Genomic DNA, 20,736 nt, shown 5'->3' with positions numbered 1-20,736 from the left:
CAGGGAGCAGCGCGTCAGTGGCCCGGCGCGCCCGCGTCGTGGGCGGGCTGCCCCGCCGCCGGCGCCGCGGCATCCGGTACGGCGCCGAAGTTGCGGCCGCGGTCCGCGTACGCGGTGATCGCCTGCCACAGGTCGCGGCGGTCGGCGTCGGGCCAACGGGTGTCGCTGAAGTGGAGTTCCGCGTAGGCGGCGTGCCAGGGCAGCAGGTTCGAGGTGCGCTGTTCGCCGCCGGTGCGCCACAGCAGGTCGACGTCCGGCAGGTCCGGCAGGGCCAGGTGGGCGGCGAACACGCGCTCGCAGATGTGCGCCGGGTCGATCCGGCCGGCGACGGCGGCCCGGGCCAACGAGGCGGCGGCCTGGGTGAGTTCGATCCGGCCGCCGTAGTTGACGCACAGGGTCAGGGTCAGCCCGGTGCGATCCTTGGTGGCGTGCTCCAGGCGGACGAGGCGTTCCAGGACGTCCTGGGGCAGACCTTCGGCGGAGCCGGCCCAGCAAAAGCGCACGTCGTGATCGAGCACGGCCGCGTCGACCGTGTCGTCTCGCACGAGCGCGAGCAGGCCGTCGATCTCCTCCGGCCGCCGACGCCAGTTCTCCGTGGAGAACGCGTAGAGCGTCAGGTACCGCAGGCCGATCTCCAAGGCGCCGTGTACGACGTCCCGCATCGACTCGCCGCCCGCGCGATGGCCTTCGGTACGAGGCAGGCCGCGGTCGGTGGCCCAGCGGCCGTTGCCGTCCATGACGACGGCCACGTGCCGGGGGAGCCGCCGCGTGGGGCAGCTCGGCGGGCGCGCGCCCGAGGGATGCGGCCGGGGAGGCGTGGGGGTCTCGGAGCGGGGCGCCGGCAACAGGCCCGCCGGGGCGGGCGGGCGACGGGTCGCGGCATCCTGCCGGGACCGCGCGGGGCCGATCGGCGTGAGGAACCGCCACGCCACGTGCGCCTTGAGCCGGGCGGGGAGCAGGATGCGCCGGCTCGCCAGACGGGGCGACCGGGGCTTTCCGCGCAGCAGTCGCGCCCCGGCCCGCTCGACGCGTTCCAGCCGCAGCCGGCCGATGTCGGTCACCGCGCCCGCCACCACCGCGAGGGCCGGGGGCAGTTCGCGGAACAGGTCGGGTTGGGCCAGCCAGAGGCGGGCCTGTGCCACCAGGTGCCCGATCATCGCCGCGACGGGCGCGTCGTGCGTGCCGCCGGTCAGGTCCGCCGCCGTGAGGCCGTGGTCGGTGAGCACCTCCAAGGGCACGGTGATCCGGCCCTGGGCGAGGTCCTCCGCGAGGTCCTCGAGGTTGTCGATGATGCTCAGCGCGTCCACCCACTGCCGGGCGGCGTCCAGGTAGCGCAACCGCAGCGGCAGGTACAGGCCCGCGGCGGCCAGGAGCGCCGCGCCCTGGGCGAAGAAGGAGGTGTTGACCGCCTGGGAATAGGCGCTCCACGCCTTCCAGGTGGGATGGGTGCGGCCGGCGATGTCCGCTCGCGTGGCGGCGAACGCCGCCGACAGGCCGTCGGTCGGCAGGTCCCAGGTCAGCATCGTGTGCACCAGGGCCCGACGTACCGGATCCTCGCTGTCACCGCGCCGCAGGTCTTCGTCGAACGCGGTGGTCCAGGCGTCGAACAGCGCCTTTCTGCCGGCGGGATCACCGGTGTCGGCGATGTCGTCGATCACCCGGCCGGCCGCGTAGATCGCCCACAGCGCCGGGCGTAACGCCGGCGGCATCAGCCGGGCCGTCGGGTATTCCGTGCCCCCCGCCCGGCGGATCGCCCTGCGGCACGCCTCGTAGCCTTCGACGAGACGCGGTTCGTCGATCGCTGCCGCGCGGTAGACGGAACGGGAACGGGGCATGGGGCTCCTCGGCCGGGCGGGACGGCGTGCGCGTCGCGGCGGGCACATCCGTACGGGACGGGCGGATCCGTACAAGACAGGCACGCCCCGGCGGTTCGACACCGCGCGGATCTCGCACGATCGGGGCAACGCCCTTGTCACGACCCGGTGTTGGCGGATGACCCGGGCATAGGGGGAGACAACCGGTTTCCGGCCCGCCATGTCACGCGTATGGGCCGAAGATGCCTCGCAAGGGTGACCGGTCTGGGCCGAACGGGTGACGAGACGTCGGTGCCGCGTCGCGGGGGCGAGGATCCCGGCCGGCCCCGCGTCGATCGTGCGGGCCGTGCCCGCCGACACGCTCCGTGCGACGTGCCCCGACCCCGCGCGTCGATCGCCGGCGGGGTCGGGACGGTGTCAGCCCAGTCGTACGCGCAGTTCGCGCAGCGCGCGAACGGAGAGGTTGTCGTGATACCGGATGTCGTCGTCGGCGAGCGACATCACCGGTGCGCGGCGCAGGAGTTCGCCGAAGGCGATGCGCGCCTCCATGCGAGCGAGCGCGGCGCCGGGGCAGGCGTGGACTCCCGGCCCGAAGGCCTGGTGCCGACGCCCCTCGCGGGCGATGTCGAAGCGATCCGGGTCGACGAAGACGCTCGGATCGCGGTTCGCGGCGCCGAGCATGAAGAACACCAGGTCGCCCTCGCGGATTTCGCGACCGCCCAGCACCAGGTCCCGGCGTGCCATCCGGGACAGGCGTTGCACGGGGCTCTCCAGGCGCAACATCTCCTCGATCGCCGAGGGCAGCAGGTCGGGACTCTCGCGCAGGCGCGCGAGTTGCCCGGGATGGCGCAGCAGCGACAACAGGCCGTTGCCGAGCAGGTTGGTGGTCGTCTCGAAACCGGCGAAGACCATCATCAGGCAGGTGGAAACCACCTGTTCGTTCGACGAGGAACCACCCCGGAGCAGCACGCTGATCAGGTCGTGGCCCGGTGCCCGGCGGCGCCGGGCGACCAACTCGCCCAGATGGGCAAAGGCTTCGCGGACACTGTCGAGGGCCTCGGCGGCGGTGGCCAGGTAGGTCGCGGGCGGGGCGCCGAAGAAGTCGACGATGCCGATGGCGCAGCGTTTGAGCAACTCGTGGGATTCGCGCGGCGCGCCGATGATCTCCGAGACGACGTAGAGCGGCAGCGGTACGGCCAGGTCCGCGACCGCGTCCAGCTCGCCGCGGGTCAGGGCGCGGTCGAGGATCTCGGTGACCGTGCGCTCGACCAAGGGCTGGAAGGACCGGATGACGCGTTGGTTCATCGAGCGGGTCACCGGAGTGCGCAGCGGCCCGTGTTCGGGCGGATCGGCCATCAGCGGCCAGCGGAGGAGCATTTCGGCCAACGGGCGGAACCGCTCGCGGTGGGCGGGCGGGAACTGCCGCAGGCGTGGGGTGATCCGGTCCGCGGAGATGTCGGGATGGGCGATTCCACGGACCACGTCGTCGTACCGGGTGAGCAGCCAGGCATTCCACGTGGGGTCGAAATGCACGGGGTCGTGCTCGCGCAGAGCCCGCAGTGCCGGGTAGGGATCGTTCCGAAAGGATGCGGAGACGAGGTCCACGTGTGGAGTGGTCGTGTCGGGACGTGTCGTCACCGACCTGTCTCCCATCCGATCGGAGCACGGCCTCGTCGTGGTGAAGGCGCGCTTCCGCTCGACGCGGGATGCGAGCGTAAGCGCGGGCGCGGGCGCAGGTGAGAGCGAGAACAAGATCGGCAACTAAGTGTAATCATGTGATTACTATAGCCATACGCTGAAGTCCCTTCGTTCGCTCAGTTCTCACGAACTGCCCACGGGCACACGCGAATTCCAAGGGCACGTGAGGTTCCTCGTCGGCGAGGATGCGGGCGGCGACCTCGGCGCGGGGGCGGCTCGGGGTCGGCTCGGATCGGGGTTCTACGCCGGTGTTCGCTCAGCGGGCGGTGAACGCGGCGGAGGCTGCGGGTGGTTCGCCCTCGGGTGTCGCCGGCACGACGTACGGGGCGACGGCGGCGAGGGTGTGGCACGTCCCGCGGTATTCGTGCACCGGCCGTGAGTCGGCCACGACGCCCGCACCCGCGCGCAACCAGGCGCGGTCGTCCCGCGTGTAGACCATGCGCAGCGCGAGTGCGGCGTCCAACTCCCCGGCGTGCGTGGCCCGTACGACCGCGCCCGCGTAGAGGCCGCGAGGCGCCTCCTCGTACTCGGCGATCATCGAGCACGCGGCCGCCTTGGGCACACCGGACACGGTCACCGCGGGGAACAGTGCGAACAGCGCGTCCCACGGCCCGTGTCGCGCGTCGAGGCGCCCGAACACCCGCGAGCCGATGTGCTGGACGCCGCCGCGTTCCCTGGCCGCCATGAACTCGTCGACGCCGACACCGTCCGGGTCGCACAGCGCGGCCAGTTCGCTGTGCGCCAGGCGTACCGAGATCGCGTGGTCGTACACCTCCTTGGCGTCCTGGACCAGCGCGGCCCGCCGCCGTGCGTCGAACACCGGGTCGCCGTCGCGCGGACAGGTGCCGGTGAGCGGTCGGGTGGCGATCCGCAGGTCGGCGTCGACCTCCACGACGGTCTCCGGGCTGAATCCGGCGGCCCGGAGGCCGGGCAGGTCGAGTAGGAACGACCGCGCGGGTGTGTTCGCGCGAAGCCCGCGCAGGTAGGTCGCGGGGAAGTCCACCGGGTAGGGGACCTCGACACCGCGGGACAGGACCACCTTGTCGAGTTCGCCCGCCCGGATGCGGTCGATCGCGGCTGCCACGGTGGTGGCGAACAGCGCGAATTCGTCGGTCTCGACCTGCACAGGCCGCGTCGTCGTGTGACTCGACCGGCCGGCGGCCGTCGCGGCGAGCAGCACCCGGTCGAGGTCCTCGCCCGCCAGGGCGCGCACGGTCAGCGACGTCTCGTCGACCTCGACCTCTACGCGGGGAACGGTCAGCCGACCCAGCTCCGGGCCGCGCTCCGAGGGAGACAACACCCGTGGTACAGCGCCGAGTTCGAAGTCCAGACGGCCGTACAGCCGCCAATCCCGGATCGGTGCGTCGGCCAGGAGGGTCTCGATCGCCCGCGCGGGCGAGCCCGCCCACGGTACGCTCGTCCGTCGACCCTCGCCCGCGCCGACGACGGTGTCGTGGTGGATGGTGAGCACCATGGCCGCGCCGCCGGCGAACCACGAGCGCGCGTCGCGTGCGTAGACGACCGATTCGTCGAAGAGCCCGGACTGGGCCAACCGCACCGCGACGGCGGGCGGATCGTACCTCCCTTCTCGGCGAACGTGCAGGTAGCGGCGGGTGGGCGCGGTCGCGGGGGACTCGATGGCCACTGGTTGCACCGTCCTCGGAAGTTGCGCATGGGTGGGGGAAACGGGGCCGGAGTGGCGCGCGGATCCGGCGTCGGACGTCGGATCCGGGTGGGCCGTCGACGTCCCGGAGTCGCGCGATCCCGGCCGTCGGGGCCGAACCGCCCCCACCCGCAAGGGGTTTGGTTTCATGGCGGACACGGCCGGGCGCGTGTGCCCCTCGTCGACGAAGCACGCTCGATGCGCGTTCGGCGACCCTTGTTGAGTAGTGATCAGGTAGGTTAGCCTTACCTAACTTCAACGTACCAGGCCGGGTGTGGGTTCCCGCTCCGGGAGCGAACCGGACCCGCGAGACCGAGGAGGGGTCGTTGACGAACGCCCGTGCCCGCAGGGGAATCAGTGGCAAACGGTGGTGATCACCCGCGAATCGCCCACGGGGTGTGCCGATGACCGCCCCGTTGTCGCCGTCGACAGCCGAGGCCGACCCCGAACTCCACGCCCTGCTCGGACGCGAACCGACCCGGCAACGCTCGACCTTGGAGCGCGCTGCTGACGCCCGGCGACACGATGCCGGGCCTGGAGTTGTCCCACGGCGGCCACCTCGCGCACGGCACGGCGATGAACTTCTCGGGCCGCCTCTACCACGCGGTGGCCCAGCACGTGGACGCCGACACAACCGTGACCGACTTCCCGGACGATCGCGTGGGAGCCTGCCGACGCGTACGGGCGTCCCGTGACCGGTCGGCGAGTGCGGCGGCACATCGCCCGTGCCCACGCCGTACTCGCCGATCCGAGGGCAACACCGCCGCCACGCGGCCGACATCGGCCCCGGCCCGGCTCCGAGGCGGTCGCGTCGCCGACGCGATCGCCCGGGGCCGGTTCGGCTACTCCGCGTCGGCGGCGGTACGGCTGCCGCCCGCCTGGTCGCTGTCCTTGAGCGTGCCCCAGCCGTGCCAGCGCTCGATGTCGATCCAGGCGCTGACTCGGCCCCGGTCCCGCTGCGGGTAGTCCTGGCCGCCGTAGTGACGGGACAGGCGGTCGATGTCGATCAGGTCCTTGTCGTCGCGGATCTCGGTGACCCGGCCGATCAGGCTGAGATGCGTGTACCAATTCCCCGTGTCGAGCACGGTCAGCGAGACGCGCGGATCGTTGCGGATGTGCTCGAGGCGTTTGCGTCCCTCGTCCATGTTGACGAGCACCCTGCCCTCGTCCCACAGGTACCAGGTCGCCGTGGAGACGGGTTGGCCGTCGGCCCGGAGCGTGGTCACGACCGCGGGATTGGGCTGCCGCAACATCGTGATCGCCTGCTCGGGCAGTGGCGGCTTCGACATGGGTCCTCCTCGTCGGTGTCCGGCCGCGGTGGATGCCCCCGCGACGACGTCGCCGCATCCGACCGCACCGAAACCCTACTCCGGGACCCCTCGGATCCCGTCGACGCGACGCCGCTACCGGCCCGTTCGGATCCAGTCCCGGTAGTGCGTCGGTGCCAGATGCGCGTCCGGTCCCGCGATGAGCACGTCGCCGGGGACGGCCGCGAACATGCCCGCCGCGTCGTCGACGACCACGGCGCGGGCGTCGGCGCGCGCGGCCAGGGTGATCCTGCCGAGCTCGTCGAGGGTGAAGACGTCCGGGCCGGCGACGTTGCGGATGCCCTGGAGCGGGGTGCCGACACCGACCTCGACGACCGCGTCGACGACGTCCGCGGCGGCGATCGGCTGGATCGGGGTGGCGGGCAGCCGGACGGTGTCGTCGTCGGAGGTCCAGGACAGCACGGCGTCCATGAACTCGAAGAACTGGGTGGCGCGCACGATGGAGTACGGCGTGGGCCCCTGGCGGAGCAGGTCCTCCTGCAGGGACTTGGCGCGGTAGTAGTCCAGCCGGGGTACCCGGTCCACGCCGACGATCGACAGGATCACCTGGTGCCCGACCCCGGCGTCCGCCCCCGCGTCGAGCAGGTTGCCCATGGAGGTGCGGAAGAAGTCCGGGGACTTCTCGTCGAAGGTCGGCGAGTTCGCCAGATTGACCACCACCTCGGCGCCCTCCAGCGCCTCCCGCAGGCCCTTCCCGGTGATCAGGTCGACACCGGTGGACAACGCCGCGGGGAGGGCTTGGTGGCCGCTCGCGGTCAGCTTTCGGACCACTTGCGAGCCGATCAGTCCGGTTCCGCCGACGACCGTGATCTTCATGGTGGTCCTGCCTCTCGTCGAGTGCGCGAGGTCGCGCGGGAACGCATTCAAACTCGGATACATCTTGTCCGCGATAATACTCGGATAGAGTTCATCCGAGTCAACCGGAGGGACGGGCGAGGGGATGAAGTTGTCGGGTGGGGTGGAGTCGGCGCTGCACTGCTGTGTGGTGCTGACCACGGCGACGGAGCCGGTACCCGCTGCGCGGCTCGCGGAACTCCACGGCGTCTCCGGCAGCTACCTGGCCAAACAACTCCAGGCGCTCTCCCGCGCGGATCTGGTGGGCTCGATCCAGGGCAAGTCGGGCGGGTACGTGCTGACCAGGGCGGCCGAACGGATCACCGTCCTGGACGTCGTGACGGCCGTGGACGGCGCGGAACCCGCGTTCGTGTGCACCGAGATCCGCCAAAGGGGTCCGCTGGCGGCGGCGCCGGAGGCGTGCACCCGACCCTGCGCGATCACCCGCGCGATGGCCACCGCCGACGCCGCGTGGCGCGCGGCTTTGCGCGCGATCACCATCGCGGATCTGGCCAGGAGCGTCGACGAGGACTACGGCCCCGCCGCGCTCGCCGGCATCCGCACCTGGCTGAACGGTCCGGGCGCCGGCGAGGGCGCGCCCGCCGCCGACTGAGCGCCCGCCGTCGACTGGGCGCATACCGTCGACTGGGCGCCTACCGCTGATCATGTCGTGACGTTCGATTGCGCGGCGAACGGCCCGCAACGGCACGCGTTCGACGGTCCGCTCCTGTGCGAGGTCGTCGTCATCCCCCGACCTCGCTACTTCCCGACCCCGATCCCGATCCCGACCCCCCACCTCCCGAGCGGGAACCCCGGGCCGAGGTCAGCCGAGCGTGGGCAACTCGTCGAGGGGGAGTTGCCCGGTCTGCACCCCGCCGATCGGCAGGCCGCCCGTCGTCACCGCGTCCGCGAACGCGCCGGCCGCCGCGCCGGGGACCTCCCCCGCGGTCGTCGGGGGTTGCGGAGCGGGATCGGCGTGGGCGCTGCCTGCCGCCGCGGCCGTACCGACCGCCGCCAATGCCGTCAACACGGCGATCTCGCCGAGCCGTCCTCGAAGAGTCATGTGCAAATCCCTTCCGAACCACGGGTCATGGGTCACGGATCACGCCCCGGTGGGGCGCGTCTCCGTCGCCCCGTCGGGGAGCGCCCGGGCGCGGACTTCGCGTCGCCCGGCGACAGCGGGCTCAACGCCCGTCGGCGTACAACGGTTACGGGTGGGGCGCCCCGGTGGCCGAGGCTCATGATCGGCGGGGAGTCCGCCGCCGGTGATCCGGGGACCGGGGACTGGGGACGCTCGTCGGGCATGGCGCGAGGTTGGGCCCGCCCGGCCCGCCCGGCCCGCCCGGCCCGCCCGGGTTCCGCGCGGCATGCTCTCGGCCGCGGGGTGCCGGAGGCGGATCGGTGGGGAGGGTTACCAGGACCAGCCTTCGTGCCGGCCGATGCGGATGGCCAACGGCATGGGTTCCTGGTCCAAGCCGTACGGGTTCCCGGTCAGGCGTCGGGCGCATTCGCCGGGGCAGGCGAGGAGTTGGGCGATAGGGGTGCCGCCGGTGACGACGGCGTGCTGGGAGGTGCGCAGGTCGGTGCCGCAGGCCGCGCAGGCCAGTCCGGCGCGCTGGTCGCGGCTGGGAGCGGTCGCCGGATCACCGGAGCACGGGTTCGTCGTGATGTCACCGCTCACGCGAATCGGCCCTCGTGCCGCGGCGCGCCGACGCCGACGGCGATCTCGCGCGTACCGGGCATCCAGCGGCGCAACCAGCGCAACTCGCCGTCGTCCAGGCGGCGGCGCATGCCGTTGTGGTCGCATGCCAGGAAGCGGTCGAAGGACTGCGCGTGTACGACGCCCCGGTGCTCGATCCGGGTGGACAACGCCATCGTGGACCGACCGAGCTGGGTGACCGTGGTGGCCAGACGTACCGGTTCGGCGAGCATGGGCAGCGGGACCAGGAACGAGGTGTCACGCTGTACGGCTGCCCAACCGACGTCCAACACCGCGTCGCCGGCCAGGCCGGCGGCGGTGAGTTCCACCTGTGCGTCCTCGATGTAGCGGATCAGCGAGATGTTGTGTACGCGTCCGAAGCGGTCGAGGTCCGAGAGTCTGGTGCGCCGTTCGCTGCGGTACTCGGGCACCGGTGCCTCGGGCGCCTTGGGCGCCTTGGGCATCGCCCGGACCGGAGAGTTCGTTTCCGCGGTGGTCATGGTGGTGTGTCCGTCCTTCGCGTTCCTCGCCGGGTACGACGGCCGCGCTCCCTCGGACGGCGTCGGCCGTCGCCCGTGCGATCGGAGCGACGCGTGGGCCGCCCGGGTGGCGTGGCATACGACATCCCAACGACCTGGTGTTCGCGAGGTCACGAACAAGGATGTGCCGTCGCCGCACATCACGCCGCGTCTGAGGCCGAAGTTCGTCGTGGCCGTGTCGGCGCGGTCCACGTCTCGCCGACGCCGATGTCGCCGCGTGCGGCGATGTCGAGGTGGATCGGGCCGGTCGACGGGACAGGTATTCGGGTATGGCTTCCCCCAAGCGCTGTCTCGAGGACATGTCGGCCGAGCTCGACGCGATGGTGGCTCTGTTGCGCGATCTGGTGACCTGCGAATCCCCGTCGGAGGACCGTGCGGCCCTGGACCGGTGCGCGGAACTGCTGGCGGCGGTGGGCACGCGGTTCCTCGGTCGCGAACCCGAGCGCGTGGTGCTGGACGGCATCACGAATCTGGTCTGGCGTCCGCGGGGGCGCGGGCCGCTCCTGCTCGGGCACTACGACACCGTGTGGCCGATGGGAACCCTCGCGGAGCTGCCCTTCTCGGCGCGGGACGGAGTGGCGCGGGGTCCCGGTGTCTTCGACATGAAGGCCGGGATCGTACAGATGTTGTACGCGGCCCGGGCCTCCACGGCGCGGGATCGGGTCGGGATGCTCCTGACCGGCGACGAGGAGACCGGTTCGCTGATCTCGCGCGCGCTGGTCGAGGAGGTGGCCGCCGAGTCCGGTGCGGTGTTGGTGGGGGAGCCGAGCGCGGACGGGGGTGCGGTCAAGGTCGCGCGCAAGGGGGTGGCCCGTTTTCGGCTGGAGGTCGGGGGTCGGGCCGCCCACGCGGGTCTGGAACCGGAGCTGGGCGTGAACACGACGGTGGAACTCGCGCACCAGGTACTCGCACTGATCCCGGTGGCGCGCGCGGAGCTGGGCACCACGGTCACACCCACCGTCGCGGCGTCCGGGTCCACGGTCAACACCGTGCCCGAGGCGGCGACGTTGGCGGTCGACGTCCGCGCCTGGAGTCGTGCCGAACTCGACCGTGTCGCGAAGCACATGGAGGGTCTGCGAGCGGTACTGCCCCGGGCCGAGCTCTTGGTGAGCGGCGGTGTCAACCGATATCCGCTCGAGGAAGCCATGTCCCTCGACCTGCTCGCGCGCGTGCGCGCGGCGGCACGTGAGCTGGGGGTTCCGGAGCCGGAAGCGGTGCGTTCGGGCGGCGGGTCGGACGGGAACCTCACCGCCGCGATCGGCATCCCCACCCTGGACGGCATGGGCGCCGTGGGAGGGCATCCGCACGCGCGCGACGAGTTCGTCGACATCGCGAGCATGCCGATGCGAACAGCGCTGCTGGCGACGACGATCGACGGACTCCGCGCCGCGGAGTAGAGGCAGGGTACGGAGCGGCGGTGCGTCGGAGGCCGGGTGCCCGGGTGCCGGGTGCTCGGGGGCTCGGGTGCTTGGGTGCTTGGGTGCTTGGGGGGCGTGCGGTTCGCTCGGTTCGAGGGACTTGATTGCTTGTACAAGCAGTATGTAAGTTGTCGCCATGTCGGACTTCATGCCGCCCGGCGACCCCGGAGCGGCGCCCGCCGGTGACGACGAGGACGACCGCTGGTGCATGGCGGTGCGCCTGCTCGGTCGGATCGAACAGCGGTTGGACCAGGCCCTGCGGCAGTCCCACGGCCTGCAGCTCTCGGAGTATCGGGCGTTGTGCGCACTGAGCAGGCAGGACAGCGGAGGAAGCCTGCGGATGGGGGAGTTGGCGGAGCGCATCGGCCTGAAGGTCAGCTCGGTCACCCGACTCGTGGGGCGCCTGGAGGCCCAAGGCATGGCCGCACGAACCTCCGTGGGTGGGGATGACGGCCGGGGCGTGCGCGCGACGGTCAGTACGGCCGGACACCTGCGCTACGAGCAGGCGACGGCCACCTACCGCGCGGCCCTCGGCGCCGAGTTGCACGCTGCCCGCGAGAACGTCCACCTGGCCGAACTGGCGGCCTGGGTGCGCGGTACGTGAGCTCGGCCGAGGTCGGGGCCGGGGTTGTCGAAGCACTCGCCGCCGGGCAAGCCGCGCTGCTCCGCGACCCGGGCGGGCTGCCCGGGGTCGACCCGGCCGGCCGCGCACCCGTGATGCTGCTCGGGCCAACAGGCGAGCCCCCGAGCTCCCGAGCCCCCGAGTCCCCGAGTCCCCGAGTCCCCGAGTCCCGAAAATTCCTAGGCCCTACCGGGCAGATCGTGATGGCCGACCATGACGGACACGACCGAACCGACCAGAAGAGGCGACCTGCTCGCGGGTGTCGCCGCCAACCGTCGCTTCGACGGCCCCACCACGGGCGGTGAGTTCGGCATCCTGACCGACATCCTGGCCGCCCAGCGCGCGACCCTGGAACTGAAGTGCTCCGGGCTGGGGACGGAATTGGCCCGGCGATCCGTGGAACCCTCCACCCTCTCGCTGCTGGGCATCGTGCGCCACCTCGCCGACGTGGAGCGGCGCTGGTTCCGCAAGGTGCTGGCCGGGCAGGACGCACCGGCCCGGTTCTCCTCGCCGGCCGATCCCGACGGCGACTTCGACGGCGCGGCGCCCGACTCCGCGATCGTCGAGCAGGCCTGGCAGGCCTGGCGTACGGAGGTCGCCTTCGCCGAGCGCTTCACCATCGAGGCGCCCGACCTCGATGTCGAGGGGGACGACGAGTGGCGCGGAACGGTGTCCCTGCGCTGGGTACTCGTGCACATGGTCGAGGAGTACGCCCGCCACAACGGCCACGCCGACCTGCTCCGCGAACGTATCGACGGAGCGATCGGCGTGTAACCACGCGCCCCGAGTCCCGACGATCGCCGGATACGCCCGACGACCGCCCCGACGAACGCACGCCGCGCGGGCCTGCCGGCCGTGCGGCCGCGGACGGCGCGGTGACGGGCGTGCGTCGGCTCGGACAAGCGGGCGCCGGGCGTGTGTCGTCACCGGGTCGTGTGCGGGTGCCCGCAGCGGAAGAGCGGTTCGTGGGTGTCGAAGGGGACGTCCTCGCGGGAGTTGCGGACCGCCCGCATCGACGAGGGCAGGTCGAAGGGCAGGGTTCCGGGGGTGGGGCTGTTGCCGAAGACGGCGTCCAGCACGAGGTCGTCGTCGGCGCCGAAGTCGGCGATGAGGGCGGTCGCGCAGCCGGCGAGTTCGGTGAGGATCGCGGCGCGGTCGAGGAAGACGTCGATGGCCGTGGGTACGGTCGCGCACAGCTTGCGCAGACGCTCGAGCTCGTCGGCGGGGAAGTCGAGGGATCCGGCGTGGAAGTGGCGTTCCAAGAGTCCTTCGCGGACTTCGTAGGGGGCGTCGATCCGGATGACGGCCAGGTCCGCGTCCTCGGGTCGCTCCACCACGGTGCCGTAGCGGGCCGCGATCTCCGAGTCGATGTTCTCCACGTACAGCCGGGGGCGCGGACGAGCGGTGAAGGGTTCGCCGGTCAGCCGGACCAGGGCGTGCCGCTGCACGCGGCGGCCGAGTTCGGCGCGCGACGGGTGTCCCACCACCTGTTGGGCGTTGTCGGGGTCGACGTACGGGTCGTCGAACAAACCGAGCCGGAACTTGTCGCGCAGGATCCGCCGCGCCGACTCGTCGATGCGCGTTTCGGCGACGGCGCCCGAGCGCACCGCGTCGACGATCAGGTCGGACCGGGTCTCCCCGCCGAACTGGTCGACGCCGGCGTCGAGCATCAGCACCGCCTGCTCGGCGATGGAGAGGTGTTCGACGCCCCAATTGCGCGGTGGCAAGGCGACGATTCCGGGGATCTCCATGCCGGTGAGCACGTTGAAGTCGCTGCACACCACGCCGTCGAAGCCGTAGCGTTCGCGGAGCAGACCGGTGAGGATGTCGCGGTTGAACGAGGCGCCGACCTCGGCGAGCGCCGTGCCGACCGGGATCGAGTAGCACGTCATGACCTGGGCGGTGCCGACCTCGAACGCGGCCTCGAAGGGCCGCAGGTGGTAGTCGAGGTTTCCGCCCGGGTAGACGGTGCGCGTGCCGTAGGCGAAGTGCGGGTCCTCGCCGCCCTCCTGGGGTCCGCCGCCGGGGAAGTGCTTGGTCATGCAGGCGACGCTGTCCGCTCCCACGCGCTCGCCCTGGAAGCCCCGGATGTAGGCGGCCAGGATGCGTCCGGCGCGGTCGGCGTCCTCGCCGAAGGTGCCGCTGGTGCGCGGCTTGCGGGGTTCGGTGGCCAGGTCGGCCATCGGGTGGATCGCGACGCGGACGCCGACGGCGCGTAGTTCGGCGGCCATCGCCGCGGCGTACTCCTCGACGAGTGCGGGGTCGTCGGTGGCCGCGAGGCCGATCGGTTCGGGGCCGCGGCTGAACGCGCCGCCGGTGAACGCGGTGGCCGGGTTCTCGGTGAAGCCGTGCCGGGGGTCGGAGGCGAGCGTGACGGGGATACCGAGACGGGTCGCGGCGGCCAGGTCCTGCACATGGTTGTTCCACCGGGCCATCTCGACCGGCGAGGGCATGGCGGTCAGCCCGAAGGTGTTGATGCCGCGTTCGCCGATCAGTTCGGCTCCGGAGGGAACGCGGGTACCTTCGCCCGGGATCATCCGGCCGCAGCACATCAGTCCGGCCTTCTCCTCCAGGGTCATCCGGCCCAGCAGGTCGGCGACGCGTTCGTCGACCGGGAGCCGGGGGTCCTCGTAGGGCTCCATGGTCCCGTTGTGGTTGAGGTCGCGGAAGCGGGTGCCGTCGTGGTGACGCAGCGTCTGGGGCATCGCGGATCAGTCCCGGTGGTCGATGGCGGACGTGGGGTGTTCTGTCGTCGGCGCGGAGAGCGGCAGAAGCGGGTGGTGGCAGGCTACGGTGCCGTTGTTCGCCGACGGCGCGCACGGTGGGTTCCTCGTCCACGCACCGTCGGGTCGCGTAGGCGCAGAGGGTGCGGAACCGGCAGCCGGACGAAGGGTCCAGCGGGGACGGCGGATGGGGTCCTGGCTCTCGCGGCACGTCGCGGTCACCCCGGGACCGGTGCGCGGGCCGCTGCCGATGGGCGAGATCCCGCCGATGTCCTCGTCGCGGCGTGCCCGGAGGTGGATCCGGGCACGCCGCTTCGGTCAGGAGCGCACGGCCGCCTGGAGTTTGCTCACCTGGGTGCGGGCCAGGGCCTGGTTGGGCGGGATCGCCTTGGTGCTCTCCAGGTCGACGGTCGATACGAGCACGAGGTGCGATCCGACCCGCACCAGCAACAGGCCGCTCGCGCCCGCCTCGGGGTCCTGCGCGGTCGCCGCGAAGGACTCGTCGCCCAGGGCGGGCCCGTTCGCCCGGGTGTAGGCCATCGTGGTGCGGGTGCCCTGCTCGTCCTTGGTCGTGATGGTCGAGCACGCGGCGAGAGCGGTGCGGCCCTTGGCGAACAGGTCTTCCGCCTGGCCCGGACCGAAGGCGTACAACTCGACGATGTCGGCGCGACCGGGCATCGGGTCGGCCGGGGTCGGGTCCGCGGACGTCGCGGCCTTGATGGCGGCCAGGGGCGCGGGCGTGCCGTTGCCGGGCAGCATGAGGTCGACGAACGGCTGGCACTCGGGCCGCTCGGCGGTCTCCTTCCCGCCGAGGACACGGGGGTTGGGAACGTCCTTGCTGTAGTCCGCCCCGGTGTTCATCTCCGCTCGCGTCACCACCACCGAGGACAGTTGATCCTGCGTCAGCACCCGGCCCGCCGATCCGGTCGACCCGCCGCCGCTCGACGGTTTCGGGGTCGCCGAGGGCGACTTGGCACCGGCCGTGCCGGAGCCGTTCGGGTCGAAGGGGCCGGGCGACTGGGACCGGCCGGGCCCGTCGGCCGCGGCGCCGGTCGTGACGACCCCCTTGGCACCCTTGTCGTCCGTTCCGGCGTCGGAGTCGCACGCGGACGCGAGCAACAACGGCACCGACGTGGCGACGGCAAGGGCCGCAAGACGAAATCGTGCGCTGCGCATGTGCTGAGTTCCCCCATGGTCGGTCGAGAGCACGAGTCTTACGCCGCTTTCGGACCGACGAAAGATCGCATCCCGATCCCGAGGGACCCTTGCCCGAAGGCGAGGGACCCCGAGGGATTCGGGGGTACGCCGTCGGCCGAGTCCGGGGTCATCGGTAGATGGCCGGCGCGGGTCCGGACGCGGCGGGACGATGCGCGGTGTCGGAGCCGACGCGAATTCCGGCTGTGCTCGCGCGCCATTCGTCCATGGAGGGACCTGCGATGACCGTTGACGCGTCCGAGCCGTCCGAGCCGTCCGAGGCGTCGAACGCGGCGGAGCCGTCCGGATCCCGGCCCAGGGTCCGGATCGCGGCCGGCGTGCTGCGCGGCAGCCTGGAGGCGGGTGTGGCGGTCTTCCGCGGCATCCCGTTCGCCGAGCCGCCGGTGGGTTCGTTGCGGTTCGCCGCGCCGCGCCGCGTCCGGTGCGGGGATGGGAGCGGGTGCGGGAGGCGGTGGCGTACGGGCCGCCGCCGCCCAGGGCGGCGTGTTGGTGGCTCCCGGCAGTGGCCCCGGGCACCGAACCCCGCTCCGGGGCCCGGCGGTTGCGCCGCCCCGGGGTCGCGAGTCCCGCGGCGATCCCGGAGCGGTGGCTCCCGGCAGTGGCCCCGGGCACCGAACCCCACTGCGTGGCCCGGCGGTTGCGCCGCCCGGGGTCGCGAGTCCCGGTCAGCGCAGCGCGATCGTGACCCCCGGGCGGGCCGGCACGAGTTCGCCGATCACGGGGTGGCCGGGGATCTCGCCGGCGACGAGGAGTCCGCCGGAGGTCTGGGCGTCGGCCAGGAGCAGGAGTTCGTCCGCGTCCGCCTTGCCCGCGTCCAGGTGGGGGCTCACCCAGTCGAGGTTGCGGCGGCTGCCGCCGCTGACGTAGCCGGCGGCCAGGGCCTCGCGGGCGCCTTCGAGGTAGGGGACCGCCGCGGTGTCGACGACGGCGGTGACGCCGCTCGCGCGGGAGAGCTTGTGCAGATGGCCCAGCAGCCCGAAGCCGGTGACGTCGGTCGCGCAGACCGCACCGGCGGCCAACGCGGCCCGGCTCGCGACGTCGTTGAGCGCGGTCATCGACGCGATGGCCTGCGGGAAGACCTCGCCGGTGCTCTTGTGTCGGTTGTTCAGCATCCCCACGCCCAGCGGCTTGGTGAGGGTGAGCGGGACACCCGCGCGGCCGGCCCCGTTGCGCAGCAGGTGCTCCGGGTCGGCGGAGCCGGTGACGGCCATGCCGTACTTGGGCTCCGGGTCGTCGACGCTGTGACCGCCGGCGACCAGACAGCCGGCGATCCGCGCGACGTCGGCGCCGCCGCGCAGCACCTCGGCCGCCACGTCCATCGGCAGCACGTCACGCGGCCAGCCGAGCAGGTTGACGGCGACGATCGGCCGCCCGCCCATCGCGTACACGTCGGACAGCGCGTTCGCCGCGGCGATGCGACCCCAGTCGTAGGGGTCGTCCACGACCGGGGTGAAGAAGTCGGCGGTCAGGACGAGCGCGTTCCCGGGGCCGAAGCCGACCACGGCGGCGTCGTCGCCGGATTCCAGGCCGACCAGCAGGGGATGGGCGCCGTCGTCGGCCCCATCGGGGATCAGCCCGGCGACGACGGCCTCGAGTTCGCCCGGTGGGATCTTGCACGCGCAGCCGCCACCGTGTGCGTATCGGGTCAGGCGGAGTCCGGCGGCGACAGAAGACCCGGCGGACACAGAAGACATGGTCATGCCATCATGCTTACGCAGTCCGACAGTTGGTGACACATTCCGCCCGAGTCGGCGGCATGGAGGCGTTCGGGTGGCTGGTGCCCCCCTCGGTCTTCAAAACCGATGTGGTCCGGATATCCGGGCCGGGCGGGTTCGATTCCCGTCCGCCTCCGCCACCGGGCACCCGACCGGGTGCCCGGACGACCGGGTCTCCGGGGGAACCACGCGTGCGCACAAGGGAAGACGGGCCGGGGCCGGGCGCGGATCCGCGCCGGGGTACGCCGGCGACCGGGACGGTCCTGGCCGATCCCGCGTTGACGGAACCGCTGCGGCGGCTGGGCCGGGCCGCCGTCAAGGACGCCATCCACACCGCCCAACAGGCGGTCCGCAGCGGCGAGTTGGCGCCGGAGCGGCTGGTCGGGTCGGTCGTGTCGGCGCTCGTGGAGCAGGCCCCGGGAGGGCGTACGGTGCTCAACGCCACCGGCGTCGTGGTGCACACCAACCTGGGTCGTGCGCCGCTGTCCGACGCGGCGATCCGGGCGGTGGCGGACGCGGCGGGTTACACCGACGTCGAGTTCGACCTCGGCTCCGGCCGGCGGGCCCCGCGCGGACGCTCCGCTCTCGCGGCGCTGGCCGCGGCGGTGCCCGACGCCCCGGCCGTACATGTCGTCAACAACGGTGCGGCGGCCCTGGTGTTGGCCGCAACCGCGCTCGCGAGCGGACGCGAAATCCTGGTCAGCCGAGGCGAGATGGTGGAGATCGGCGACGGTTTCCGACTGCCCGAACTGATCGCCTCCACCGGCGCGCGCGTCCGCGAGGTGGGCACCACCAATCGCACCCACCTGCGCGACTACGCCGACGCGGTCGGCCCGGACACGGGCTTCGTGCTGAAGGTGCATCCGTCCAACTTCGTGGTCTCCGGATTCACCGCGGCCGTCGACGTGGGGTCGCTGGCCACGCTCGGTTGTCCGGTGGTGGTCGACATCGGCTCCGGACTGCTCTCGCCCGAACCGCTGTTGCCCGACGAACCCGACGCGGCGTCGATGTTGCGTGCGGGAGCGACGCTGGTGACCGCGAGCGGCGACAAACTCCTCGGCGGCCCGCAGGCAGGCCTGCTGTTCGGGCACGCCGACGTGATCGCCGCGCTGCGCGCCCACCCGCTCGCCCGCGCGCTGCGCGTGGACAAACTCACCCTGGCGGCCCTGGAGGCGACCCTGCGCGGACCACGCCCACCGGTGACGGCAGCCCTGCACATCCCGGCCCGGGAACTCGCGGACCGGTCCCGGGACCTGGCCGGCGCGCTGGAGGCGGCCGGGGTGCCCGCGCACGTGGTCGAGGCACAGGGCCGGGTCGGCGGCGGGGGAGCGCCCGGCGTGGCACTGGCGTCCTTCGCCGTCGCGCTGCCGCACGAACTCGCCGGACCGCTGCGCGTCGGCGCACCCGCCGTCGTGGGTCGGGTCGAGCACGGCCGCCTGCTGCTCGACCTGCGCTGCGTGCCGGCCGACCGGGACCCGGATGTGATCGCGGCGGTCGTCCGCGCGCGCACGGAGGCTTGAGGTGCGGGTGCGGGTGCGGGTGCGAGTCGGGGCCCGGGCCATCGCCGGTCCCGGGTCCATCGGGCCGTCGCGGGTCGTTCGCGGCCCGGGACGGCCGGGCGCGGTCCCCCACCCGCTCGGGGGGCGGTGAGATGCGGGTGGTGGCCACGGCGGGGCATGTCGACCACGGGAAGTCCACGCTGGTGCGGGCCCTGACCGGGATGGAGCCGGACCGCTGGGCGGAGGAGCGCCGGCGGGGGATGACGATCGATCTCGGCTTCGCATGGACGCGGGTGCCCTCGGGCGGACATCTGGCGTTCGTCGACGTCCCCGGGCACGAACGCTTCGTGACCAACATGCTCGCGGGAGTGGGACCCGCCCCGGCGGTGATGTTCGTGGTCGCGGCGGACGAGGGATGGATGCCGCAATCCACCGAGCACCTGGCCGCGTTGCACGCGCTCGACGTGCGCAGCGGCCTGCTCGTGGTCACCCGCGCCGATCTGGCGGACCCGGAACCGGCGATGGCGCAGGCCCGCGCGCGGATCGGCGAGTCCGCGCTGGGCGCGGTGGAGGCGGTGGCCGTCAGCGCCCGCACCGGACACGGCATGGACGAGCTGCGGGCGGCGTTGGCGCGGGTCACCGACGCGCTGCCGACCCCGGTCACCGACGGGCCGGTACGGCTGTGGGTGGACCGCTCCTTCTCCGTCCGCGGCAGCGGCACGGTGGTCACCGGCACCCTTGCGGCGGGCCGGGTGCGAGTGGGCGACACCTACACGATCGCCTCGACGAACCGGCGGGTGCGGGTGCGCGGCGTACAGGCCCTGGGCCGGGCGCTCCCCGAGGTGGCGGCGGTGGGCCGGGTCGCGGTGAACCTGCGCGGCGTCGAAGTCGCCGAGATCGGCCGAGGCGACGCCTTGCTGACCCCCGCACGGTTCGTTCCCACCGACGAGTTCGACATACGTGTGCACGGCGACCCCGCCGCGTCGCTGCCGCGCGGCGCGGTCTTGCACATCGGCTCGGCGGCGGTCGCGGTGCGCGTCCGCGCGCTGGGCGCCGACACCGCGCGCCTGCGGGCGGAGACGGCCCTGCCGCTGCGGCTGGGGGACCGGGCGCTGTTGCGTGATCCGGGGCTGCGCCGGATCCTGGGCGGCGTCGTGATCCTGGACGTGCGCCCGCCGGAACTGCGCGGGCGCCGAGGCGCCGCCGCGGCCCGCGCGGTGGAGTTGGCCGGCATGTGCGACATCCCCGACGAGGCCGCCGAACTGTCCCGGCGCAAGCTGGTACGCCGCCGGGATCTCGGTGCGATGGGAATCGACACGGATCGGGCCGCGGTGGTCGGCGACTGGCTCGCGGACCCGACGCACTGGGACGGGCTGCGGGAACGGCTGCGCGGCCTGGTGGAGGCGGTACACGCCGATCGGGACCTGGACGCGGGGCTGTCCGTCGAGGAGGCTCGGCGCGCGCTCGCGCTGGCCGATCGCGAACTGGTCCTGGCCCTGGTCGAGCCGCCGTTGACCGTCCGGCACGGGCGGATCGCGCACCGGACCCGGGTCACCGAGTTGCCCGCCGGCGTGGCGGCGGCGGTCGAGGTACTGGTGGGGGAACTCACGCACGCGCCGTTCGCCGCCCGCACCGCCGAGGGCCTGGCCGAACTCGGCCTGGGCAGGCGCGAGGTGGCGGCCTCGGTGCGCGCCGGCGCGCTGTTCCGGGCCGCCGACGCGGTACTCCTGCTGCCCGACGCGCCGCAGGAGGCCGTGCGGCGGCTGGCCGTCCTGGAGCAGCCCTTCACGGTCGCGCGGGCGCGGGCCGCGCTGCACACCACGCGCCGGGTGGCGATGCCCGTCCTGGAACACCTGGAGCGCGCGGGCCGGATCCGTCGCCTGCCGGACGATCGCCGGATCGTGGTGCGGGTCGACGGGCCCGGGGCCGCGCCCGGGTAACCGGGGAGCGCGTCGTGCCACCGCCGGCC

General features: G+C 72.9%; 18 protein-coding genes, 1 tRNA gene and 2 pseudogenes. 9 read left to right on the top strand and 12 right to left on the bottom strand.

Features of this window, described 5'->3' with window-relative positions; translation table 11 throughout:
* Positions 1-14: 14 nt before the first annotated feature.
* From uppS to ACWCPW_RS42390, 3 genes are all read right to left on the bottom strand, one after another.
* Positions 15-1,835, bottom strand: a complete 1,821-nt coding sequence (gene uppS / locus ACWCPW_RS42400; protein ID WP_449766956.1) for a polyprenyl diphosphate synthase — start codon at positions 1,833-1,835, stop codon at positions 15-17.
* 396 nt (positions 1,836-2,231) lie between these two features.
* Entirely contained in the window at positions 2,232-3,452 is a 1,221-nt protein-coding gene (locus ACWCPW_RS42395; protein ID WP_449766955.1) for a cytochrome P450, read from the bottom strand.
* Positions 3,453-3,768: 316 nt separating this feature from the next.
* Positions 3,769-5,157: a salicylate synthase gene (locus ACWCPW_RS42390; protein WP_449766954.1), complete on the bottom strand. Its 1,389-nt coding sequence runs from the start codon at positions 5,155-5,157 to the stop codon at positions 3,769-3,771.
* 507 nt (positions 5,158-5,664) lie between these two features.
* Between ACWCPW_RS42390 and ACWCPW_RS42385 the strand changes: the two are divergent.
* Positions 5,665-5,817: pseudogene (locus ACWCPW_RS42385) on the top strand (serine hydroxymethyltransferase); the annotation flags it as partial.
* 200 nt (positions 5,818-6,017) lie between these two features.
* Here the strand turns inward: ACWCPW_RS42385 and ACWCPW_RS42380 are convergent.
* Together ACWCPW_RS42380 and ACWCPW_RS42375 are read right to left on the bottom strand one after the other, a co-directional pair.
* The gene (locus ACWCPW_RS42380; protein ID WP_449766953.1) at positions 6,018-6,464 is read right to left on the bottom strand and encodes a PPOX class F420-dependent oxidoreductase; all 447 of its coding nucleotides are present in this window, start codon (positions 6,462-6,464) and stop codon (positions 6,018-6,020) included.
* A gap of 114 nt (positions 6,465-6,578) precedes the next feature.
* On the bottom strand, positions 6,579-7,319 hold the full coding sequence (locus ACWCPW_RS42375; RefSeq protein WP_449766952.1) for an SDR family oxidoreductase: 741 nt from the start codon (positions 7,317-7,319) through the stop codon (positions 6,579-6,581).
* A gap of 124 nt (positions 7,320-7,443) precedes the next feature.
* On the opposite strand from ACWCPW_RS42375, the gene ACWCPW_RS42370 reads away from it, so the two are divergent.
* Positions 7,444-7,950 (top strand): RrF2 family transcriptional regulator, encoded by a 507-nt coding sequence (locus ACWCPW_RS42370; protein ID WP_449766951.1) that lies wholly within the window; start codon positions 7,444-7,446, stop codon positions 7,948-7,950.
* 210 nt (positions 7,951-8,160) lie between these two features.
* On the opposite strand, the gene ACWCPW_RS42365 is transcribed toward ACWCPW_RS42370, so the two are convergent.
* The 3 genes from ACWCPW_RS42365 to ACWCPW_RS42355 form a co-directional block, all read right to left on the bottom strand.
* Positions 8,161-8,400: a hypothetical protein gene (locus tag ACWCPW_RS42365; protein ID WP_449766950.1), complete on the bottom strand. Its 240-nt coding sequence runs from the start codon at positions 8,398-8,400 to the stop codon at positions 8,161-8,163.
* Positions 8,401-8,748: 348 nt separating this feature from the next.
* The gene (locus tag ACWCPW_RS42360) at positions 8,749-9,018 is read right to left on the bottom strand and encodes a hypothetical protein (protein WP_449766949.1); all 270 of its coding nucleotides are present in this window, start codon (positions 9,016-9,018) and stop codon (positions 8,749-8,751) included.
* Entirely contained in the window at positions 9,015-9,536 is a 522-nt protein-coding gene (locus ACWCPW_RS42355; protein WP_449766948.1) for an acyl-CoA thioesterase, read from the bottom strand. Before ACWCPW_RS42355 ends, ACWCPW_RS42360 begins: the two co-directional genes overlap by 4 nt.
* 308 nt (positions 9,537-9,844) lie before the next feature.
* Between ACWCPW_RS42355 and ACWCPW_RS42350 the strand changes: the two genes are divergently transcribed.
* The 3 genes from ACWCPW_RS42350 to ACWCPW_RS42340 all read left to right on the top strand — a co-directional run bounded on the left by ACWCPW_RS42350 (position 9,845) and on the right by ACWCPW_RS42340 (position 12,389).
* Positions 9,845-10,972 (top strand): M20 family metallopeptidase, encoded by a 1,128-nt coding sequence (locus tag ACWCPW_RS42350; protein WP_449766947.1) that lies wholly within the window; start codon positions 9,845-9,847, stop codon positions 10,970-10,972.
* A gap of 157 nt (positions 10,973-11,129) precedes the next feature.
* Positions 11,130-11,597, top strand: a complete 468-nt coding sequence (locus ACWCPW_RS42345) for a MarR family winged helix-turn-helix transcriptional regulator (protein WP_449766946.1) — start codon at positions 11,130-11,132, stop codon at positions 11,595-11,597.
* Between the two features lie 231 nt (positions 11,598-11,828).
* Positions 11,829-12,389: a DinB family protein gene (locus ACWCPW_RS42340; RefSeq protein ID WP_449766945.1), complete on the top strand. Its 561-nt coding sequence runs from the start codon at positions 11,829-11,831 to the stop codon at positions 12,387-12,389.
* Between the two features lie 149 nt (positions 12,390-12,538).
* On the opposite strand, the gene ACWCPW_RS42335 is transcribed toward ACWCPW_RS42340, so the two are convergent.
* From ACWCPW_RS42335 to ACWCPW_RS42325, 3 genes are all read right to left on the bottom strand, one after another.
* On the bottom strand, positions 12,539-14,320 hold the full coding sequence (locus ACWCPW_RS42335) for a glycoside hydrolase family 3 protein (RefSeq protein WP_449766944.1): 1,782 nt from the start codon (positions 14,318-14,320) through the stop codon (positions 12,539-12,541).
* Between the two features lie 336 nt (positions 14,321-14,656).
* Positions 14,657-15,514: a hypothetical protein gene (locus ACWCPW_RS42330; protein WP_449766943.1), complete on the bottom strand. Its 858-nt coding sequence runs from the start codon at positions 15,512-15,514 to the stop codon at positions 14,657-14,659.
* Positions 15,515-15,662: 148 nt separating this feature from the next.
* The gene (locus ACWCPW_RS42325; RefSeq protein ID WP_449766992.1) at positions 15,663-15,917 is read right to left on the bottom strand and encodes a hypothetical protein; all 255 of its coding nucleotides are present in this window, start codon (positions 15,915-15,917) and stop codon (positions 15,663-15,665) included.
* On the opposite strand from ACWCPW_RS42325, the pseudogene ACWCPW_RS42320 reads away from it, so the two are divergent.
* Positions 15,874-16,031, top strand: a pseudogene (locus ACWCPW_RS42320) (carboxylesterase family protein); the annotation flags it as partial. The gene ACWCPW_RS42325 and the pseudogene ACWCPW_RS42320 overlap by 44 nt on opposite strands.
* Positions 16,032-16,218: 187 nt before the next feature.
* Here ACWCPW_RS42320 and selD read toward each other — a convergent pair.
* Positions 16,219-17,247 carry a selenide, water dikinase SelD gene (gene selD / locus ACWCPW_RS42315; protein ID WP_449766990.1) on the bottom strand — a complete coding sequence of 343 codons (1,029 nt, stop codon included), beginning with the start codon at positions 17,245-17,247 and terminating at the stop codon, positions 16,219-16,221.
* Between the two features lie 64 nt (positions 17,248-17,311).
* Between selD and ACWCPW_RS42310 the strand changes: the two genes are divergently transcribed.
* The 3 genes from ACWCPW_RS42310 to selB all read left to right on the top strand — a co-directional run bounded on the left by ACWCPW_RS42310 (position 17,312) and on the right by selB (position 20,707).
* Positions 17,312-17,408, top strand: a tRNA-Sec gene (locus ACWCPW_RS42310).
* Positions 17,409-17,459: 51 nt separating this feature from the next.
* Positions 17,460-18,788 carry an L-seryl-tRNA(Sec) selenium transferase gene (gene selA / locus ACWCPW_RS42305; protein WP_449766942.1) on the top strand — a complete coding sequence of 443 codons (1,329 nt, stop codon included), beginning with the start codon at positions 17,460-17,462 and terminating at the stop codon, positions 18,786-18,788.
* A 131-nt stretch (positions 18,789-18,919) separates the two neighbouring features.
* Entirely contained in the window at positions 18,920-20,707 is a 1,788-nt protein-coding gene (gene selB / locus ACWCPW_RS42300) for a selenocysteine-specific translation elongation factor (RefSeq protein ID WP_449766941.1), read from the top strand.
* Positions 20,708-20,736 lie beyond the last annotated feature (29 nt).

It is taken from the genome of Embleya sp. NPDC001921 (assembly GCF_053594475.1).
Note: the sequence above shows the minus strand (reverse complement) of the source record. Positions and strands in the feature narration are given on the sequence as shown.

What these genes read in the sequence shown, in the direction of transcription:
- uppS (WP_449766956.1), bottom strand. Translation starts at nt 1,835, where the DNA reads ATGCCCCGTTCCCGTTCCGTCTACCGCGCGGCAGCGATCGACGAACCG.
- ACWCPW_RS42380 (WP_449766953.1), bottom strand. Translation starts at nt 6,464, where the DNA reads ATGTCGAAGCCGCCACTGCCCGAGCAGGCGATCACGATGTTGCGGCAG.
- ACWCPW_RS42375 (WP_449766952.1), bottom strand. Translation starts at nt 7,319, where the DNA reads ATGAAGATCACGGTCGTCGGCGGAACCGGACTGATCGGCTCGCAAGTG.
- ACWCPW_RS42370 (WP_449766951.1), top strand. Translation starts at nt 7,444, where the DNA reads ATGAAGTTGTCGGGTGGGGTGGAGTCGGCGCTGCACTGCTGTGTGGTG.
- ACWCPW_RS42365 (WP_449766950.1), bottom strand. Translation starts at nt 8,400, where the DNA reads ATGACTCTTCGAGGACGGCTCGGCGAGATCGCCGTGTTGACGGCATTG.
- ACWCPW_RS42355 (WP_449766948.1), bottom strand. Translation starts at nt 9,536, where the DNA reads ATGACCACCGCGGAAACGAACTCTCCGGTCCGGGCGATGCCCAAGGCG.
- ACWCPW_RS42350 (WP_449766947.1), top strand. Translation starts at nt 9,845, where the DNA reads ATGGCTTCCCCCAAGCGCTGTCTCGAGGACATGTCGGCCGAGCTCGAC.
- ACWCPW_RS42345 (WP_449766946.1), top strand. Translation starts at nt 11,130, where the DNA reads ATGTCGGACTTCATGCCGCCCGGCGACCCCGGAGCGGCGCCCGCCGGT.
- ACWCPW_RS42340 (WP_449766945.1), top strand. Translation starts at nt 11,829, where the DNA reads ATGACGGACACGACCGAACCGACCAGAAGAGGCGACCTGCTCGCGGGT.
- ACWCPW_RS42335 (WP_449766944.1), bottom strand. Translation starts at nt 14,320, where the DNA reads ATGCCCCAGACGCTGCGTCACCACGACGGCACCCGCTTCCGCGACCTC.
- ACWCPW_RS42330 (WP_449766943.1), bottom strand. Translation starts at nt 15,514, where the DNA reads ATGCGCAGCGCACGATTTCGTCTTGCGGCCCTTGCCGTCGCCACGTCG.
- ACWCPW_RS42325 (WP_449766992.1), bottom strand. Translation starts at nt 15,917, where the DNA reads ATGCCGCGGAAGACCGCCACACCCGCCTCCAGGCTGCCGCGCAGCACG.
- selD (WP_449766990.1), bottom strand. Translation starts at nt 17,247, where the DNA reads ATGTCTTCTGTGTCCGCCGGGTCTTCTGTCGCCGCCGGACTCCGCCTG.
- selB (WP_449766941.1), top strand. Translation starts at nt 18,920, where the DNA reads ATGCGGGTGGTGGCCACGGCGGGGCATGTCGACCACGGGAAGTCCACG.